Annotated in this window: 18 protein-coding genes and 1 CRISPR repeat array; of the genes, 1 reads left to right on the forward strand and 17 read right to left on the reverse strand. The window is 59.8% G+C overall.

Annotation, left to right across the window (positions count from 1 at the left end; translation table 11 throughout):
* The first annotated feature begins 120 nt into the window (after positions 1-120).
* Positions 121-1,651: a CRISPR direct-repeat array (repeat unit 36 nt; unit sequence GTGCTCAACGCCTTTCGGCATCACAGCTTCGATCAC).
* A 359-nt stretch (positions 1,652-2,010) separates the two neighbouring features.
* The 14 genes from cas2 to IEX97_RS08230 form a co-directional block, all read right to left on the reverse strand.
* Positions 2,011-2,301 carry a CRISPR-associated endonuclease Cas2 gene (gene cas2, locus IEX97_RS08165; protein WP_188882293.1) on the reverse strand — a complete coding sequence of 97 codons (291 nt, stop codon included), beginning with the start codon at positions 2,299-2,301 and terminating at the stop codon, positions 2,011-2,013.
* A gap of 17 nt (positions 2,302-2,318) precedes the next feature.
* Positions 2,319-3,947, reverse strand: coding sequence for a type I-MYXAN CRISPR-associated endonuclease Cas4/Cas1 (locus IEX97_RS08170; protein ID WP_229776660.1), 1,629 nt, complete (start codon positions 3,945-3,947; stop codon positions 2,319-2,321).
* Between the two features lie 140 nt (positions 3,948-4,087).
* Positions 4,088-4,753, reverse strand: coding sequence for a CRISPR-associated protein Cas5 (gene cas5 / locus IEX97_RS08175; RefSeq protein WP_188882294.1), 666 nt, complete (start codon positions 4,751-4,753; stop codon positions 4,088-4,090).
* The gene (gene cas7i, locus IEX97_RS08180) at positions 4,750-5,667 is read right to left on the reverse strand and encodes a type I-B CRISPR-associated protein Cas7/Cst2/DevR (protein WP_188882295.1); all 918 of its coding nucleotides are present in this window, start codon (positions 5,665-5,667) and stop codon (positions 4,750-4,752) included. The genes cas5 and cas7i overlap by 4 nt, the downstream gene beginning before the upstream one ends.
* A 60-nt stretch (positions 5,668-5,727) precedes the next feature.
* Positions 5,728-7,323, reverse strand: a complete 1,596-nt coding sequence (gene cas8a1, locus IEX97_RS08185) for a type I-MYXAN CRISPR-associated Cas8a1/Cmx1 (protein ID WP_188882296.1) — start codon at positions 7,321-7,323, stop codon at positions 5,728-5,730.
* Positions 7,223-9,610, reverse strand: coding sequence for a CRISPR-associated helicase Cas3' (gene cas3 / locus IEX97_RS08190; protein WP_188882297.1), 2,388 nt, complete (start codon positions 9,608-9,610; stop codon positions 7,223-7,225). Before cas3 ends, cas8a1 begins: the two co-directional genes overlap by 101 nt.
* A complete protein-coding gene (cas6, locus tag IEX97_RS08195; RefSeq protein ID WP_188882298.1) occupies positions 9,607-10,227 on the reverse strand; it encodes a type I-MYXAN CRISPR-associated protein Cas6/Cmx6 in 621 nt (206 codons plus the stop codon). Before cas6 ends, cas3 begins: the two co-directional genes overlap by 4 nt.
* A gap of 316 nt (positions 10,228-10,543) precedes the next feature.
* A complete protein-coding gene (bioB, locus tag IEX97_RS08200; protein WP_188882299.1) occupies positions 10,544-11,539 on the reverse strand; it encodes a biotin synthase BioB in 996 nt (331 codons plus the stop codon).
* A 183-nt stretch (positions 11,540-11,722) separates the two neighbouring features.
* Positions 11,723-12,091: a winged helix-turn-helix domain-containing protein gene (locus IEX97_RS08205; protein ID WP_188882300.1), complete on the reverse strand. Its 369-nt coding sequence runs from the start codon at positions 12,089-12,091 to the stop codon at positions 11,723-11,725.
* 16 nt (positions 12,092-12,107) lie between these two features.
* Entirely contained in the window at positions 12,108-13,193 is a 1,086-nt protein-coding gene (locus IEX97_RS08210; protein WP_188882301.1) for a DUF4179 domain-containing protein, read from the reverse strand.
* Between the two features lie 47 nt (positions 13,194-13,240).
* Positions 13,241-13,861 carry an RNA polymerase sigma factor gene (locus IEX97_RS08215; RefSeq protein WP_188882302.1) on the reverse strand — a complete coding sequence of 207 codons (621 nt, stop codon included), beginning with the start codon at positions 13,859-13,861 and terminating at the stop codon, positions 13,241-13,243.
* A gap of 119 nt (positions 13,862-13,980) precedes the next feature.
* Positions 13,981-14,667 (reverse strand): hypothetical protein, encoded by a 687-nt coding sequence (locus IEX97_RS08220; RefSeq protein ID WP_188882303.1) that lies wholly within the window; start codon positions 14,665-14,667, stop codon positions 13,981-13,983.
* A 175-nt stretch (positions 14,668-14,842) separates the two neighbouring features.
* Positions 14,843-15,508 carry a hypothetical protein gene (locus IEX97_RS08225; RefSeq protein WP_188882305.1) on the reverse strand — a complete coding sequence of 222 codons (666 nt, stop codon included), beginning with the start codon at positions 15,506-15,508 and terminating at the stop codon, positions 14,843-14,845.
* A 161-nt stretch (positions 15,509-15,669) separates the two neighbouring features.
* Entirely contained in the window at positions 15,670-16,095 is a 426-nt protein-coding gene (locus tag IEX97_RS08230; protein ID WP_229776661.1) for a gamma-glutamylcyclotransferase family protein, read from the reverse strand.
* 276 nt (positions 16,096-16,371) lie between these two features.
* Between IEX97_RS08230 and IEX97_RS08235 the strand changes: the two genes are divergently transcribed.
* On the forward strand, positions 16,372-16,617 hold the full coding sequence (locus tag IEX97_RS08235; RefSeq protein ID WP_188882308.1) for a DUF5671 domain-containing protein: 246 nt from the start codon (positions 16,372-16,374) through the stop codon (positions 16,615-16,617).
* A gap of 142 nt (positions 16,618-16,759) precedes the next feature.
* Here IEX97_RS08235 and ribH read toward each other — a convergent pair whose 3' ends face one another.
* The 3 genes from ribH to IEX97_RS08250 all read right to left on the reverse strand — a co-directional run bounded on the left by ribH (position 16,760) and on the right by IEX97_RS08250 (position 19,234).
* Positions 16,760-17,230 (reverse strand): 6,7-dimethyl-8-ribityllumazine synthase, encoded by a 471-nt coding sequence (gene ribH / locus IEX97_RS08240; protein ID WP_188882309.1) that lies wholly within the window; start codon positions 17,228-17,230, stop codon positions 16,760-16,762.
* Positions 17,231-17,265: 35 nt separating this feature from the next.
* Positions 17,266-18,456 carry a bifunctional 3,4-dihydroxy-2-butanone-4-phosphate synthase/GTP cyclohydrolase II gene (locus IEX97_RS08245; protein WP_188882310.1) on the reverse strand — a complete coding sequence of 397 codons (1,191 nt, stop codon included), beginning with the start codon at positions 18,454-18,456 and terminating at the stop codon, positions 17,266-17,268.
* Positions 18,457-18,529: 73 nt separating this feature from the next.
* Positions 18,530-19,234, reverse strand: coding sequence for a riboflavin synthase (locus IEX97_RS08250; protein WP_188882311.1), 705 nt, complete (start codon positions 19,232-19,234; stop codon positions 18,530-18,532).
* Positions 19,235-19,260: the final 26 nt, after the last annotated feature.

Raw genomic sequence — 19,260 nt, forward strand, 5'->3', positions numbered from 1 at the left:
TTGGAATGCGCCACAATTCCAGGTGACAATGACGGTTGGAAAAACGCCGTCAAATAAAGCGAGCGTGGACAACAGCTTCGATCACATCATCAACATCATCAAGGACAACGAGATCGGCATGTGCTCAACGCCTTTCGGCATCACAGCTTCGATCACGAGCCTCATCCAATCCAGATTTTTGTCTTCGGAAAGTGCTCAACGCCTTTCGGCATCACAGCTTCGATCACATGATCTCGCGCACGTGTTGAAACACCGTCTCGAGTGCTCAACGCCTTTCGGCATCACAGCTTCGATCACGCGGATGTGTGGTTGAGCGCACCGAGAAGGGATAGTGCTCAACGCCTTTCGGCATCACAGCTTCGATCACCGAGGAATACGTCTACGCTACCGACGAGTGGAGCGTGTGCTCAACGCCTTTCGGCATCACAGCTTCGATCACGTGAAAGGAGGTGATACAGGTGCCAGCGATCCCGGTGGTGCTCAACGCCTTTCGGCATCACAGCTTCGATCACTACGCGCTTTGATGTTGCGTTTGATGATCTGAGTGGTGTGCTCAACGCCTTTCGGCATCACAGCTTCGATCACGTATGCCCGCGAAACGCAGCTCGCTGTCCATCTGCAGTGCTCAACGCCTTTCGGCATCACAGCTTCGATCACGGGCTATCTCGGGCGACATCAACCCGAGCAAGACGTGCTCAACGCCTTTCGGCATCACAGCTTCGATCACTCACGGTACTATCCGTCCGGCCGCACCGGGGCATACATGTGCTCAACGCCTTTCGGCATCACAGCTTCGATCACGTCCTTTCGCTTTCCATTGTTTATGGGAGTCATGGTGCTCAACGCCTTTCGGCATCACAGCTTCGATCACAGTGCATCACTCATTGAAGCAGCCAACTGACTCGTGTGCTCAACGCCTTTCGGCATCACAGCTTCGATCACGCATTTGGCGAGGTCCACGCTTGAGTACGTCTCTAGTGCTCAACGCCTTTCGGCATCACAGCTTCGATCACTTTCTTCCCGCGAAACTCCATCAGGTCTTCCACTTGTGCTCAACGCCTTTCGGCATCACAGCTTCGATCACTGTGCTGCAGTGCCCCGCTCGCGCTCGTACTCTGGTGCTCAACGCCTTTCGGCATCACAGCTTCGATCACGAGCTGCATGAGGCGAAGCTGGACGCGCTGGAGGAGTGCTCAACGCCTTTCGGCATCACAGCTTCGATCACCGGGCCTGCTCGAGTGCGTTCAGCTGCGCGTCCGAGTGCTCAACGCCTTTCGGCATCACAGCTTCGATCACTCAATGGTTACGTCGATACGGACGGCACGGTCCAGTGCTCAACGCCTTTCGGCATCACAGCTTCGATCACGAAGCTAGCGAACGATGGAACCTGCACCCCGACTAGTGCTCAACGCCTTTCGGCATCACAGCTTCGATCACCACAGACCCGCATTATGCGGACAAGCTCCTTGCGATGTGCTCAACGCCTTTCGGCATCACAGCTTCGATCACGCGCCGCGCAAAGCGGAGGACGTGGCGGCACAGATGTGCTCAACGCCTTTCGGCATCACAGCTTCGATCACAGCAGGCGCTCAAGTGGCTGCAACAGCGGGGTATGGTGCTCAACGCCTTTCGGCATCACAGCTTCGATCACAGCACCCTGCCGAATTCCAGGTTTTCCGCAGCATTTCTCTCCGACCATTCAAGAATCCAAGCACAAAGCACCCTCCATAGAACATGTTCTTATTGGTCAACGGCTCGCCCTGACGCTTCGACCGTCGCAATCCTTTGTCACTTCTGGGTTGTGGGCCTCTTATCCTTGGTTCAAGCATGGAATGACACCTTCATCCCGCGGAGTGTCCGAAAACACCAAGGCAAACCGAGATTGGAATGAAGGCCACGCCGCTTCATGACCTTGATGCTTGAATGCCTAAATCGGTGCTTGTACTATGGATGCTTAAATTCGGAAATGAAGCTTCGAAGCACGAAGTCGGTACTTAAAAGTGCAGCGTCCTAAAGCAATTCAAAACGATCCTCGGATTTGGCGATAATGTTTTTCACGTTGAGTTGGACGATGCGGTTGACGTCTGCGTCATGAATGGGCGCGATGAGAAGACTGTCCTCTTCCGCCAAGAGGGCGGCGAGTTCCCACCGTAGTTTGGCCATCATGGTACTCGACAGATGACATTGGAACACCGAATACTGGATTGGTTTCCCATACGACTTAAGCAATTTGTAACACTTGCGCCACCGCTTTGGGTCTCGAATATCGTAACAAATCAAATAAAATGAACGTCCCGGCATAGATGACTCATCCCCATTTAACGGATTCGATTTCGGGCGAACAATCCTGGTGCACCGGACCACTCCTTTTCCAGGAGCCGAACTTCCAACTCTATGGCGCGATCGTAAGACAGGGAATATCCGATTACAGGATGCTTCCACTTATCCTGCTTTCTCCGCTCATACAGTTCGATGGCCTTCTTGCGTCCTTCCGGGCTCAGCCAGCACTGTTTGCCCGCTTGCACAAAATCGTCACCCACCGACCACTGCCTGCGATGCAGACTTCCAACCAAAATCATGTCACACAGGGTGACGCGAAACATCTCCATCAAGTCGAGCGCCAATGGATATGCAGATGACCTGGGTTGATGATAAAAACCGATGGACGGATCCAATCCGACGACCAGAATCGCACGGACACAATCCCGATATAGGAGCGCATACCAAAATGACAAGAGGGCATTCGCAGGATCACGCGGCGGACGCCGGTTTCTGCCATCCAAAGCCAGCTGGCCGTCGTCTCGGGTCAACGTGCCAAGGCAAGTAAAGTACGCCCGGCCGGCAAGTCCTTCCCATCCCCGCAATTCATCCAAACTCGAGGCACGATGGACGTGTTTGACCGCTTCTCTCATCACTTCTATCTCAGACTCCACAGTTTCACGCTGCTTTTCTCGCGTCAGCCTCAGGACATACCGCAACTGGCTCTCCACCTTTGCAGTCACCAGGCGCTTCGCGAGATACAACACCATCGCGGGATCGGTCAGCCCCGCATACTGCCTGAGCCGCCTTTGCACACCTCCCGCAAGATTGCCAATACTGCCCACATATCGGCCACCTGTTGTGAAGAAGTGAATGGGGATACCCTCCGACGCACAAGCATGAATGGTCTGCGTCGTCACTTGAACATGACCATGCAACGAGATCGAGACGATTTCGTGAATCGGAAACTCTTTCCTTTCTCCGCCTCGTTCCTCCACGATCACGGTACCCCCGCTGCGACGGACAGTGGCACCAGGAGAAGTCACATGAAGATCGCTTCCCTCCCGGTCCGCCGGAAAAAACCGCTGCGCTGGTTCCGCAGACACTTCAAGCAACAAGCGTTCTTCTTCCGGAAGACAGACGGGAGCCAACGAGCAGTTTGTGCACAAATTCGTATTGGATGTAACCGGTGGACGCTGCGTCGAACGACGCAATTCCGCCGCCCGCCGGACAGTTTCCGCGAAGCGGGCGCGCAGTTCCTCGTCCACCAGTACCACCGCCGTGCGATGATCTGCCGCGTAATACACGCGGCCTTCCGTGATGGGGCGTTCGAAGTGTTCCTCTAGCAAGAGTGCATATGCACAAATTTGAATCTCATCCGAAGGCCAAGCTTGAACTCTTCCGTCCCGGGAAAGGCGTGCTCGCCCTTTCTTATACTCAAACGGCACCCATCGGCCGTCTATGGTCCGAACGACGTCCACCTTTCCCTTAATCCCCAGCCGTTCACTTTCCAAAGTGTAGGACGTCAGTTCGACATACTCAGGTAACTGCTCATGCAGTCTTCTCCCGTCGTACACGGATTGATCCGCAATGCGAATCTCTTCCACCTCTTCGAGGTAAAACAGCCGTTCACAGTAAACCAACGCATGAAGAGCCATCACCCTCGTTAAGGGTTCGGCGTCATCCACGTTCTTCCCCTCCTGCAAAAGAGACTTGATAGGTTTCATTTTGGCCAGCGAGAGGGGAGATGATACTGGCACCTTCCCGAGATGCTCGATCACTACGCATCAGCATCTTTCATCGGGATTTATCCATCAACCGTAGCGCGTTACTTCGTATGCGCAATCTCAAACATCCCGACTTGCCGCTGGCCGCGTGCCGGAATCCATGCGGCGCGCTCCCACACCGTCTTCTCGGATCCCACATGATCCACCCATACCGGCACGGACCATTCTCCGTCCTCCGCAGGTTCTAACAACCAACTTTCGCCGGCACGTATGGCAGCTTCGACCTCCGCAGCGCTCATCAGGGAAAATTCATCGATAAGATGATGGCTTTCCCCGCAGGAGAGACCGCCAACACGGAGGCTCCGCTCGGGTTGGTGATAACAAGATTCCACAACTCGCCAGAGATTCGGCACCGCACCCGATTCTGGGCAGAGCCCCACCATGAATTCCAACCCTGTCAACAACGTTTGATAATCGGGTTTGGAGTTCTGCGGACTGTTTAGGTCCGCCACCTTCACGCGCCGCGTCTTCCGGATGACCAAGCTCGGCGAACCGCTCCGAATGACGACAATCGCCAACCGAGTACCCTCGTATTTCCAACGGTTCGTCTCACCGATGTAAGACAGCAGCATCCCATACACCGTCGCCGGCGGTGGAAAGGGATACGACTCGGCGAACTCTCGCGCAAACGGCACGGTGAATGAGGCGATGGGCACCGAAACGCGGATCCAGCGCAAATCCTCCACAGGCGACACGATCCGACTCATGACGTAAGCTCATCCTTTAGGCGCGAAATCACCTCATCAGCCGCCATGCGCACCCCCGCGTACACTGCTGCGCCGTATCGGACTAAACGATCCACTTCAGCCTCCATCAGCGCGTCACCGCCCACGACAACTTCGGACGGATGGATATCTCCTGTCTCCATGCGCCGCAACAGCGTATGTAGAGAGACGCCTTCCCCGTCCTTTGCCGGCTCGGCAACGTACAGGATGCGTGGCGCAGGATCCTGCGTAATCCGAAAAATCGCGACAGAAGGAGAGAAATCGTAAAGAAACCGGCCGTGATTGCCTCCGACTTCGCTCAGTGAAGAGACAGCTTCAATCACCTTCACCACACGCTGGGGCACTTTTAATGCACTGGGTGTCAGGGAAAAACTGTATTGATAACGTGTTGCGTGCACCTCCGTGGCGTACAAGGACGTTTCGCTTTTCGAACCGCCTCTCGCGTTGAACGTGACTTCCCCGTTGTATGGGTCCAATGACACGGCGCGCGAAACCTCAAGCGGTCCGCGGCGGGCTGTGGTGGTGCCCTTCGCACGCCCTCTCGTCTCCGATTCCCCGTTCTCCGACTTCGCCGCTTTGGCATCCATGTAACCCATCACGTCGTCATCGATAAACCTTTCCGGCGAAAATGACTGGTCTTTGATCTCATAGTCTCCCGCACTACCCTTATCGGGCACCCACACGCGGTTCGTCTCGCAGAGCATGTCACCGTCCTCGTATCTCCTCTGCCACCACAGGCGAATGGCGTATCGAATCGCTTCCGCAGAGACGGTGGTGTGATTCATTCCCTTCCACAGGATTTTTTGCAGCGTGGTCACATTTCCTTCCGTCTCCCCGCGGTTGTTGGCCGCCACCCCATACTGCGTCACAATCGTCCCATGCACATGCAGACTCATCCTGTTCTACTCCTTTCTTCTCCTTGGTTGATGATTTTGGTTGAGATGTTGCGGCAAAGGCTATGACTCCTCAGCGATCCGTTGCACCTTCGTGTCTCCATCTGTCTCCTCCCAGCCCGTCGCATCATCCCGCCTTTCCTCCTCATACCGGCTCCGGTAAGTGGCGATGGCCAAGAGACATAAATCTCTCACCTCACGCCAATCCGGTTCCTCGATGGCAAACCGAAGGAGGAGATCCCGTTCGATGTTCTTGCTCACAACTTCGTTCTGCTTCAGCCGCGGGTGAGTTTGTGCCATAAACCGTACCAAGGTATGACGAAACATATCCCGCGAGCGACAATGTGCAAAATCGAGCACCATTCGCTGGTACTCCCGTTCAAAGGCCCGCCCTCTGTCGGCCCCCGCCTGCTGCGCCTTTTCGTTTACCTGGCCGTACCGGTTCGCGACAGCCTGTTGGATCAATTCGACAAACATTCGTTTGGCCTCGTCGTCCCAGACACGTTCGTTGTGGACCAAATTTCTCAACCCCTTTCGCCAACGCCGGAGCAACGCACCGCGCTGCCCCAGGACGTACTCGCTGAATCCTAGATACCACGGGCGATGGTTCAACACGTTTTCCGCGATCCGTTCCCGCATCGGCATCACCAGGACGACCTGGGTCCCATCTTCCCGCTCATAGCGAAGATTGCCTAACTCCTTCAAAATTTCCCGGTAAGTCAACGCCATCGCGCGGGAAGGTTTCGCGACGGTCAGAACCCGCGTTCTCGTCTTCTGTTGCTTGCTCCACGCCACCGTGCCGAAGCACATGGCGTACAGGTCGTGGTGCACCCGATACGACTGCGTCGTGATCGTAAAAGCCACCGCGGCATGCATGGCCGCATCGGCAACCCCGGCCACGAGTTCCATCCGCGGAACGGACAACTGTTGCGCCGTGTAGAACTCGTACAACCGTTCCGAAGCTTCGGCCAGATTGGTGGCGCGCGGGACGACCACCACCGCCTCTACACGCGGGTCCCAGTCACCTGCTTCCGTGTAAGCTCTTGCCGTATACCACATACACCCCAACGGCGCCAGCATGAGCAGGAAAAACCGTTCGGGCGTATCTTGAATGGCGGTCGCCGAAGCATGTGCGTTATGTTTGACCATGGCGCCGGGCATGGCCCATCCTGCCAACTCAATCATCTTGCCGTGCTTGCGCGCTTTTGCGATCTCTTCAGCCACCCCCGGCGAACGATGGCTAAAATCCCGCAACGGTTTGAATGTGTACTCCTTGTCGTTGTCTTCGCTGCGCGGGCGAAGCACAGGACGTGAATCGGCTTTACGAGACTTTGGATGCTGCAAAAATGACGCCATCATGACATTCTGCACCGCGGCCCTTTCGGACTGGTTCAAGCGCGCAAACAGCGGAAACCGAATCAGACCGTCTTCGTCGATCTCATATAGCAGGGTAAGAAACGCATGCAGGACCTCAGCCTCACATGTCAACCCCTCGATGATAAACCGGTTCCCATCTATCCGTACCGCGACCCCGCGCGCTGCGAGCCAGTCGCGCACCTTATCCGTACGGCAACTCGCGGCCAGCCCAATCAGTCCGGCGCGGTGCAGCGGGGTCATTCCCGGCGCGTTGAGAACAAAGTCCCAACGGTTCAGGTTCATCTTTCCACCTCCCTCCGAGAACCGGCGAATACACAACCTCGTCGTCTTCCACGATGTAGCAATACCTCCAAATGCTCCTGGGAAGCCTGCGGTGACGCGGCATGGGCAAAGTCAACGTCTTGCGGAGACGAGCGGTGGGCGTGGAAGCCTGACGCCAATCGCTGCGTGTGATGACGGTGACGGTATACCCCGCCCGCCGCACAGGATCGCCGAACCTGGCCGTCCGCAGATCCAACCAGGTCAAACCGTCCGCCACATCCGGAATCGTCGTGCTGCTTGCGGATTGCATCAGGACATCGGCGAGATCCTGCTGAGAAACCCCGCGACCTTTGTGCTCCATGAGCCACCCGAATAGGCGCATTCCTTCTTCCAATTCCTGCGCCGTGTACGGACTCGCGTCGGGCGGGGCGAGAAACAGGGCGTTTCCGCACGGATCGCCCGCCTTTGCGCGACGATTCAGCCGTCCGAGACGTTGCACGATGGCTGGAAACGGCGCGATGTGGCTCACCAGCATGTCTGCCGACACATCGAAGCTCACTTCGCAGATTTGCGTCGTGACGGCACAGAATCCGGTTCCCGGTGTGCGAAAGGCGCGAACGATATGCTCCTGAATGCGCACGCGGTCTTCGTATTTGAAGTGCGAATGGAGCAAGGATATCTGGGCTGCAGGAAGCACCACCGCCAACCGTTCGTACCATTCGACCGCCCATGCGACGCGATTGACCACCACCAAGACCTTCTGACCCGCGAGGACAGCTGACTTGACGGTGGAAACCAGCGTGTCCTCCTCTTCTCGCTTGAGATACATCAGGTTGTACCGCGGCAGTTGTTCGCGTATATGCGGTCCTTGCATCACCTCGACCCGGCGGCCCCGGGCAGCTTCGACCATGGCCTCCTGCATGGAAGGCGGCAGAGAAGCTGTCATGAGCAGCGCAGGGATGTGAAACGCCCGCAGAAACGACAACAGGTGGCTGAACAATACCGGATCGTAAAGATGTGCTTCGTCAAACACGATTTGCGATACGGCGAGACGCGGCAGCAAAGCCAACGACTGCCGCCTGTTGGTCAACACACCGACGACGGTATCAACGGTGCAAAAGACGACCGGGCTCAAAAGCCGCTCGAGCGCTTCGTACCCTTCCATCACGCCTTGCTGGTCTGCCGCACCTGCAGCCCGTTCTTCCGAAGGTGATTGCAGAAGCTCCACATCGACCGCACTCCGCGAATGGATGAGTAAGGCGGAATCGCCCATGTACAATCCATAGTCGAAATAGGTTTGCGTTGCCACGGCGGTGGTAGGAGCGGTCATCACCAAACCTCGTACAGAGCTGTGCTGTGCCCGCCGGAAGGCCAGGACGGTCTTGCCCGACCCGCAACCCGCTTTGACCATCATCACGTCCGCAGCCACGCTCGCCGCTCGTGCTTGGAATGCATCAAGTTCGGGATCTGCACTTTCACCCAGTTTTGCTGATATGGCCTTCTCGAGCGCCGTTTGCAGTGCTTCTTGTGAGAATGCTCGGCGAATACGTCGCAGCCAGCCCTCCCATTGCTCCTGCGTTTGCGCGAGAACAGATCCGAGGATATCCACGGCAATCAAAGCCCCGCGCAACATGGATGCGAGCTTGCGTGCAGGAGATGCGGGAACATCCTTGAGCGAACGTTGATACGGGCTCACCACCTCGTCGATGAGCCACTCCGCATCCCCGATGACGGGCGGTACATCGTTTGGTGAAACAGGAATGTCCCGCCCTGCGACCTCGCACAACAAATTCCATACTCCATCCGACAACAAACGCGGCCACAGGATGTTCACCAGGGATTCATCATATCCAACCGGCGAATCATCACGCGGGAACTTCAGGTGATGCCCAAGGACCGCCGCGTGAAGGTATGGAATTTGCGCGACCGCCCAATCGCCGAGATTGGCGAAAGATTCCTCGATGGCACGAGCCAGTCCCGCGTGCTTGCACGCCATCCAATAAGAGACCACTTCATGCCGGACGTAGTGAGGAGGCTCGCGGTTCCCTTTCCTGAGCCTTTTTTGAAATGCGTCCGTCGCCTTGCCCAGGTCGTGAATGACGGCGCACCAACGAAGGGCCCGGCGAAACCACTTCACTTGCGCATCATCACGGAGTCCGCATGCAGTGACCATATCCTCTGCTGCGCAATCCGCCAGGAGATCAGCTACGTCCAAGCACTGGCGCAAGTGACCGTACAACGTCGCGGATATGGGAACGGTCTTTTCACATGAGCTTGTTTCCGGCGGTGTCTTTGCCAACAGCGTCATGGGTCCACACCCTTCCGAACGGGAAAGAACTGCCCGCACCCGAACCTCCGTCTGCCGCCGATGGGATGAGCCTGCACAAGGAGGGAATCCGTTTCGGACAACCCGGACAGCCGAACGCCAAATCCGATGACCTTCCGGCCGTGAATGGAGATGACACGGCGGCGGAGAATCGTGATCTCGGCCGCGACCCCCATTTCTTCGAGCGCTTCACGCACTTTCCGCTCCATCTGCGCCTCGTTCGTCGCGTTCTTGAACGTGACCATGCGGCTCTGAACCACCGGAGCTGGCTGGATGAGATGAATGGAGACCGGCCCAACGCGCACCGTATGAATTCCAATTTTTAGTGTCTTCCCGGACAGGACAACCAGGTTGGGCACATAAACCTCAGGGACATACGCGTAAAACCGGGAACCAGCCTGCAGATACAACCGGTCTCCCAACGCCTCTCCACCCAAGATGGGGCTGAGTGCAAACGTCTCGAGCTCATGCAGCGCCGGAGAGATGCGCGACACGGCAGCATATAGCGCCTCCCCGTGATCCACCGGCACCACCGATCCATAGACAGGAAATTGGTAACGCAGGAGACGATGCAGTTCAAATGGATTCGTAAGGCTCACCTCCTTTTTATGGTTTTATTTTTAGTGGATGGTGAAGTCGATTTGTTATGAATGATAATTCACATTACACCGACATGTCAAGCGAGATGGACATGGTATCATACTGATACAGAGGCACAGCGTTGAGCGCCTACGGGCGTTGAGCACGTTTGATTTTTTGTGGAAATTGATTTTCTACTCCACCAGCCTCGATGCCCATGGGCGTCCATCTCCCATTATCGCGACAGGGGTGACATCCTGTGTCACCCCTGTCGCCTTCTCGTGATGTGGATTTTCTATAAAGCTTGAAGCTTGACGTGAGCACAAAAAACCTGCATCAATGCGAAGAATGGGGCCCGAGCGCGCACGTCTCAATCTCGAACCCAAGGTCCTCTATCATCCGCCAGTCCTCCTCCGGCGGCTGGCCGGCGGTGGTGAGGTAATCCCCGACAAAGACCGAGTTGGCCGCGTAGAGCCCGAGCGGCTGCAGACTGCGCAGATTGACCTCGCGCCCGCCCGCGATGCGGATCTCCTTGGCTGGATGCACAAACCGCATCATCGCCAGGATGCGCAGGCAGTCCCGCGGCGAGAGGTCGCGGCGTCCTGCCAACGGCGTGCCGTCGATGGGGTTGAGGAAGTTGCACGGGATGGAATCCGCGTCTAATTCCTTGAGGGCAAACGCGATCTCGACCCGCTCCTCGTCGGTCTCGCCCATGCCGAAGATGGCGCCGGAGCAAGGCGACATCCCCGCGGCACGGGAGAGCGCCACCGTCGCGGCGCGCTGCTCGTATGTATGGGTGGTGCAGATCTCGGCGTAGCGACCGCGGCTGGTGTTGAGGTTGTGATTGTAGCGGTGGACCCCCGCGGCGGCCAGCCGTTCGGCCTGCTTCGGCGTGATGAGGCCGAGGCAGCAGCAGATTTTCAGTTGGGTCGTGCGCCGGATCTCCGCGACCGCTTGCGCCACTTCCTCCACCTCGCGATCCGACGGCCGCCGTCCCGACATCACGATGCAGTACGTCCCCGCCTTGCGGCGTTCGGCCTCCCGGGCGCCCGCGATGAGCGTTTCGCGCGAAACGAGCGGATACTTCGCGATGGGTGCTTCCGAGATGCGCGACTGCGCACAGTAGGCACAGTCCTCCGGGCAAAGACCCGATTTGGCGTTGATGATCATGTTCAGTTTCACTTGATTCCCGTAGTAATGGTGACGGATACGATACGCCGCGTGCATCACTTCGAGCAACCGCTCGTCCGGCGAGCGCAGGATGGCGAGCGCCTCCTCCCGCGTCACCTCATGGCCGGCGAGTACGCGTTCGGCCAAGCGTAACCAGTCCATATGTTTTCCCTCCCGTGTGCCTGCGCAGCGATGGAAGATCCCCCCGGCTGGCACATCCTGCTTCGTCATCTGTCCACCGCGTCACGAGGGGCGACGCGCGCCGAGCCGAGAAGTTAACTTTTTATATGAAGTAAGTTTACTTCATGTGCGCAGACGCGGGCAAACCGTCGAGGGAGGGGCATGCTACGCGTTTCGCTCCGTCCCGCGCAGCATGTACCCCTGCCCGCGCACGGTGACAATATACCTTGGCCGCCGCGGATCGGGTTCCAGCGCTTGGCGGAGGCGCCACACCTGCTTCTGCAGCACCGACGCGTCCGCGCAGCCACCCCAAACGGAACGGAGCAACTCACGCACGGCCACCGGCTGGTTGAGCCGCTTCGCAAGACAGCGCAAAATCAGCCACTGGGTGACGGATAGCGATACGTTCATGCCGTTCCTGCAGACGGTGAGCCGCTCAACATCAAGCCACGTGCGATCGTCGAGCACGACCTTCGCCGGTCCGCGGGCGTTTTGGCCGTACCGCTGGACGAGTGCGTCTTCGCGAAACGCCACGGCAGCTCCACCTCCCTCAGTGCACCACGAACGGAAACACCCAGTGCACGCGTTCAATCCCGTTTTGGGCTCCCACTCCGTTGATGACCAGCTCATAACGTCCGGGCGGCAACGCCGGAAACGCGATCTCGTTGGGTGTACCACCTAAACTCAGAAGAAGGTTTCCTCGGGATGGACTCCGGACATAGCCAAAATACGGTCCGCCGAATGCGGGATGGGCGCGCGAAGAAGCGCGCGGTGCCAACGTAAACAACGTGACGGTCGGAGAACACTGGATGCTGGCCAGCCGCACCGGGACATCGGCGGGTGTGGACGGACCCGCAGGCGCCGCCGTGGGCGAAGTGCCTTGGGCCGCCACCGGCTGTAACCAACTCAACGACCAATTCCCGCTGACCGTATGTCGGACGTAGCTTTTCGGCGGTACGTCCACCAAGGTGTGAAAGGAAAGGCGCAGCCGGACGCCAAGCCACTGCTTCCAGCGCGGAATGCCTTCAAAGTTCAACGTGACTTGCATCGGGCCATGTTCTCCTACATACACCCCGTCGATGGGCAATGGACGATAACGGTGGCCGAACTGGTCGGTGAGGACAGGGTCGCCAATCATCCAGATGTCCTGCGCCGTGGCCCCGCTCCCTTCCGTGCGCACGAAGACGGCAATCCGCGCGCTGTCCGCGTACGCCCCGAGCACGCGCACGGTGACGCCATGCCCGGCCGCAGACACATCCAATTCATGCACTGCGCCGTTTTGCACTTGGCGCAGCAAACCGGCGTCGAACGGGGGGATCATCGATGCCAGTCCGGGATTGCCCGCCAACGCCGCATACGCCAACCCGTCCAGATTCGGCGAGAGGGCCAACGCCCCGTATCCGAGTCCGCACAACATGATGGCGGCGGCAAGTCCTGACCACGCCATCCCCCGCCGGCCTTTGCGTTCCCCGCGCACATGGCCGAACCGGGCGTCTCGTTGGCGGGGCAGCCCCCTTGTCACACCGGGTGCGGGCGTTGTTGCGCTCGCGACGGCCCGCTCCGCCATACGTCGAAAGTCGATGTGGCGGGTATCCGGGGCCGTCTGCGCGTAATGACGGCGCAACCATTGCATCATCTCCCGGTCCTCCCGTGTTCGCTTCCACCAAAAACGCCGCAGGTATTTCATGTACGATCCCTCGCTCGGGTGTTGATGTCGCGCACGCCTGTATCCACTGCGCCTGTATCCGCCGCGCCTGCACCGCTCGGCCCCTCTTCCCAAACGCGCTTCAAGTCCCGCAGTCTGCGCAGCGCCCTGTGAATGCGCACCTTCACGGTGTTCACAGGCAGGTTCGTCGCCGCGGCCACATCCGCCAACGACAAATCCTCGCTGAAACGCAACGCCAACAGGTGGCGGTCCGCTTCCGGCAGGACCGACAGCATCCGCTCCAGGTCCATCCGGTCGTCCGCTTCAGCGTGCGCATCGTGTCGATCCGAAAGATTGGCAAACACCTCATCCTCCATCGCCACCAAGTGCAACCGATGCGAGCTCGTCTGCCGACGCCAGTCCTGAAACGCGCTCCACAAGATGCGCATGAACCACGCCTGCGGGTGGCGAATCTCGTGCGCACAGACGGATCGCCATGCCCGGCAGTACGCTTCTTGAAGGACGTCCTCCGCCGCCTTGCGGTCTCCCGTCCACCGGTACGCCAGACGGTACGCCTTCGGCCCGATGTCCTCGGCGAAACGGACAAATTGCGCTTCGTCTGCCTGCGCCAATCCACGTTCGTCAAACCATGCCACCATCCGCTGCCCCTTTGCTGTCTATCTACCTGTTTAGACCCAAAGCGCCATGAAAAAGTTACAGCCTCCCGCACCGGGCGAGAGGCTGTTGCCATGCAGATCCAGGTGTCGCAGACGCCTCGTCAATTGAAGTAGACCGTGAGGTTGGTGTACGTCTGCGTGGTGTTCGTCGGATTCACGATGAACACGGCGTACGTGCCGGACGGTGTTGGAATGTAATCATTCAGCGCCGAGGTCGTGCCGCTCTGCACTGCGCCCACGTATTCGTTGCCGTTGTTCTGGTTGACGCAGACGATGAAGCCGCCGCCGGCGAAGTTTCCGCCCACCGAGATGCCGCCTTGGACCGTGGTGACGATGGTGAGCAGGGCATCCCCGCCATTCGGCGCCACAGGTCCAGGATTGAAGGGCCCCACCGACCCGCGCGCGGCCGGTTGGGCGGAGGCTGCACTTGCGGCTGCCGTCGTGTCATCCAGGTTCTGCCATGAAGATGGCGCCGGCCATGGCGCGGGCGCAGGCTTGGGATTGCCGAGCGCCGAAATGGTCACACGCGGGAAGAGCGCCTGCAGGTCTTTGACAACCCCCGCCACCACCGGGGGATCGCCAGGCTGGGCAGGTTTCGGCGCGGGCTTGACATCCCCCAAGGCACCCGGAGGCGGCACCAGATGCAGGGTCAGCAACGGGTTCGGGATGGCGACGGGGACTGGTGCGGTGGACGACGCGGCAGCCGCCGGCGGGTCGGCCAACGCGATGGCGTTGGCACCGCCGCCGAGGGCGAGCACGGTGACCATCCCCAAGACAATGCGCTTCATCAGGAGATCCTCCTTCATCCTTCCGGACTCAGCCCGGTACCTGCTGGGCACCCGGCCTGTCAAGACCACCATAGCACGCGCAAAAGGGTGCGAACCTTCCGCTTCGGAGAGGTGGCACGCGCCCGAGTGGTGAAAACGCCAAACGTCGTCGCTTAAGTCGATGGTTCACTCCAGGTCAGTCAAAATACACGTTGATCTGACTGTAGGTCTCCGCCGCGTGTGCATGGCTGCCTGCAGTGATGTACACGTTGTACACGCCGCGCGGCACGGCAATGTAACACGCTTCCTTGGACACCGTACCTTTGTGAACCATGCTCGTGTATTCTTTACCCGTCTTGAGATTGCGGGCAATGATGTAACCGCCGTCGCCGAAGTCCCCTTCCACGGAGATTCCGCCGGAGAGCGTCACGACCGTCGTGATGAGTTTCGCGTGACCAATTCCTGCTTCGACATGGAATGGCCCCACGAAACCCCTTGGTTTAGGTACCTTCGATGAAGCAGGCGTCGTGGCGGGTGCCGGATTGCCTAACTCCGCCAGTGTCGGAGATGGAAGCGCTTCGAGCTTAGGTAAAGGAACAGTGATGGTGAGTTCGGAAGGGACATTCACCTCCGCATGCGCCATTTGCATCCAGCGAGAAGGTCCGAGATATGCCATCGGCAAGATTAATCCTACCAGGAAAGCCCCTGCCAACGCCTTCTTCAACATATTTTCACCCCTCAAAATTGAAGTAGTATGAATATCTTGATCGGAGTTTATCACGCTTTGGATAAAGCGAACCTTCCGCTTTTGAGATGAAGCGCTCGCTTTGGAGAGGAGTTTTGAGAGAAAGCTATCTGACATGAGGCCCGCACTCAGAAAAGGGGTATCGTACGTGAAGAGGGAGGTTTTATGTTTACCATCCATACGTGCGATACACGTTCATCTTGCGCCATGCAACATGACACCGCATCCCACAGCCACGACACGGCACCGCAACGCACCCGAACGCGGCGCAATGCGCCTCACCGCCCCCCTTTGCGCCGCTTGCGCCACGCCACCCAGTCGCCGCCCGGGATGCGCACGGCGCCCTGGGGCACGCGCCGCATGTGATAGACAAATCCCTGCCAGCGGCCACGCACGTCTTGCACGATGGTGCGGTCGTACAAACCCGGGTACCCTTCGAGTTGGTCGAGCACGAACAAACCGCGATCCGTCACTTCGACCCATTCGCCCGCGACGAGGCCGAAACCCCGCAGGACGACGGCCGGGTACGCGCCCAGGTCGTACAGCGTGCCGCGGATCTTGCCCAGCCCGAGCTCGCGCACGACGAACGGGGCCATCACGGCGCGGTTCGCTTCGCCGCGGCGCAAGGTGCCGTACACGAAGACCGTGTACGTGCGGGTTTGTCCGTTTTGGTTCAAGGTGTCTTGGTTCCAGATGTCTCGCACGTGCTGCCCAACCGGCGAACATCCTTCCCGTTCCATGTCAACACCGGCCCGCCGAACATCTTGGCTTTGGCGACCAAACATACATCATCTTGAAAACCACTGCGCGGCGATGCCGGAGAAAAAAGAACGTGTTGTCCCGGCATACCCCACAGGAGAACCTCAACGAGGCGGCGAATTCTCTCCATGCAGCAGCGACGCTTGGCCTTACAGCGTGTCGATCCGCTGTCCATCCGGAGCTTGCCACGATCCGGATGCGACCCAAAGGAGTGTGTGCCCGTGAACCGATTTTCGTTCAAACACTTATATTTGTACGTCATCTGTGCCGTCACGCTGCTCATCGGGATTTTCTCGGTGTTCGGCTTGACCCAGCACATCGTGAACCTGGCGTTTCCCGATGCGTCGCAGCCGCCCACCGGCAACCTGTACGAACAGCGCGGCATCGTCCAAAACCTGGTGCAAATCGCGGTGGTGACACCCATCTACTTGTATCACTGGAAGTGGGCGCGGCGCAGCGATGCGTAACCGCGGCGCATAACCGCGGCGCGTAACCGCCACGCATCGCCACACACCGCCACGCACCGCCGCCCGCGTCGCGGCCAAGCATGCCCTTCTGTAGCTCCGGGGATGTCCCTGCGTGGTCCCCGCCCAACCAACCGTCCCAACTCTAAGGAAGCTGCCGCGCCAGGTTCGCCATCTCGATGGCCGCGACGGCCGCTTCCCATCCCTTGTTGCCCGCCTTCGTGCCGGCGCGCTCTATCGCCTGCTCAATCGTGTCGGTCGTCAGGACGCCGAAGATGACCGGCACGTCGGTGGTCAGCGACAGGTTGGCAATCCCTTTCGACACCTCCGCCGCCACGTAGTCGAAGTGCGGCGTCGCGCCGCGGATGACGCACCCCAGCGCGATCACGGCATCGTACCGGCCGGAGACCGCCATCCGCTTCGCCGCAAACGGGATCTCGAACGCCCCCGGCACCCAGGCGACCGTCACGTCCCCCTCCGCGACACCGTGGCGCTTGAGCGCATCCATGGCGCCGCCGAGGAGCTTATGGGTGATGAACTCGTTGAACCGCGACACCACGATGCCGAACTTCAGCCCTTGTCCAACCAGGTGGCCTTCCAACACACGTACGTTCACGTTGACTTCCGCTCCTTTTTTTCACAGGTGCAACATCACAGGTGCAACAGGTGACCCAGCTTCTCCTTCTTCGTCCGCAGGTACAACTCATTGTACGGGTTTTTGTCCACCTCGAGGGGCACCCGTTCGACGACCTTGAGCCCGTGGCCCTCAATCCCCTTCACCTTGCGCGGGTTATTTGTCAACAGCCGCATCTGGCGAACGCCGAGATCGTAGAGGATCTGCGCGCCGATGCCGTAGTCGCGCAGGTCGGCCTTGAACCCGAGGCGGTGGTTCGCCTCCACCGTATCCACGCCTTGGTCCTGCAGGGCGTAGGCGCGGATCTTGTTCAACAGCCCGATGCCCCTGCCTTCCTGGCGCAGGTACAGGAGCACCCCCTTGCCGTCCGCCGCAATCTGGCGCAAGGCGGCGTGCAACTGCGGCCCGCAGTCGCACCGCAGCGACCCAAACGCGTCCCCGGTCAGGCACTCGGAGTGCACCCGGACCAGCGTCGGGCCGTCGTCGATCTCGCCCATCACCAGGGCGATGTGCTCCTTGTCCTCCAACAAATCCTTGTACACCACCGCGCGAAACGTGCCGTGCACGGTGGGCAGGTTCGCCTCCGCCGCGCGCTCGACCAGCTTCTCCGACCGCTTCCGGTAGGCGATAAGGTCCGCGATGGAGATGAGCTTGAGGCCGTGCTGATTGGCAATCTCCCGCAGTTGCGGCAGGCGGGCCATGGTGCCGTCCTCGTTCAGGATCTCGCACACCACCCCCACCGGCGGCGCGCCGCAGAGCCGGGCGAGATCGACCGCCGCCTCCGTGTGGCCGGCACGGCGCAAGACGCCGCCCGGCTTGGCGATGAGCGGGAACACGTGCCCCGGCCGACGGAAATCCTCCGGCCGGCTGTCCTCGCGGACGATGGCCGCGATGGTCATGGCCCGCTCGATGGCGGAGATGCCGGTGCGGGTGTCGACGTGATCGACCGAGACGGTGAACGCCGTGCCCATGAACTCGGTGTTGTGCTCCACCATGTCCGCAAACTGCAGCCGCCGCGCCCGGTCCTCCGTGATGGGCACGCAGACCAGGCCGCGGCCGTGCGTGATCATGAAGTTGATGACCGCTGCGTCCGCGTGCACGCCGAGCGCGACAAAATCCCCCTCGTTCTCCCGGTCCTCGTCATCGACGACGATGACCACCTTCCCTTGCTTCAGGTCTTCCAGAGCGGCTTCAATGCTGTCGAACATGCGCATCCCTTCTTCCTCTGCCCCGGCGCCATGCGACGCCGGGCGAATCGGCTCCGCGACGAGTCTCCCGTACTCAAGCGAACCCGTACCGGCGCAAAAACGAAAGGTCCAAGCCGGTGGCGCCTTGTCCGCCAGGGCTCAGCGAGGCACCTGCCGCTTCTCCGCCGCCCGCCTGGCCGTCCGGTGCGCGGCCGGCCGCGAGCAGCTGCTCCACGTACTTGGCCAACACGTCGCACTCCAGGTTCACCTCGGCCCCCACCGGCAGGGTCAAAAGCGTCGTGTGCGATCCGGTGTGCGGGATGATGGAGACGCGAAACGCGCTGGCCGTGCGGTCCATGACGGTGAGGCTCACGCCGTCGACACAGATGGAGCCTTTCTCCGCGATGTAGCGCATCAGGCGGGCCGGCGCCTCAATCGTCAGCACCGTCGCCATCCCTTCCGCCTCGCGCCGGCGCAGGACGCCCGTGCCGTCGACATGGCCCGTGACGATGTGGCCGCCGAACCTGTCGCCAAGGCGCAGCGCCCGTTCCACGTTGACGCGGCTGCCCGGGCCGAGCCGTCCGAGGTTCGTCCGCCGCATCGTCTCCGGCACCGCCTCGGCGACAAAGCCGCGGTCGTCGCAGGCGGTGACCGTCAGGCACGCCCCGTTGACTGCGATGCTGTCCCCGGCGCGCACGTCCGCGACCACCTTGGCGGCGTCGAGGTGCAAACGCGCGCCGCGCGGCGACTTGTCGATCCGCCGCACCACCGCCACCTCTTCCACCAGCCCTGTGAACACACGCCCCACCTCCTCCATCCCGCGGC

The sequence above is a fragment of the Paenalicyclobacillus cellulosilyticus genome, from assembly GCF_014647315.1.
In the GTDB taxonomy this organism is placed as follows: Bacteria; Bacillota; Bacilli; order Alicyclobacillales; family Alicyclobacillaceae; genus Alicyclobacillus_J; species Alicyclobacillus_J cellulosilyticus.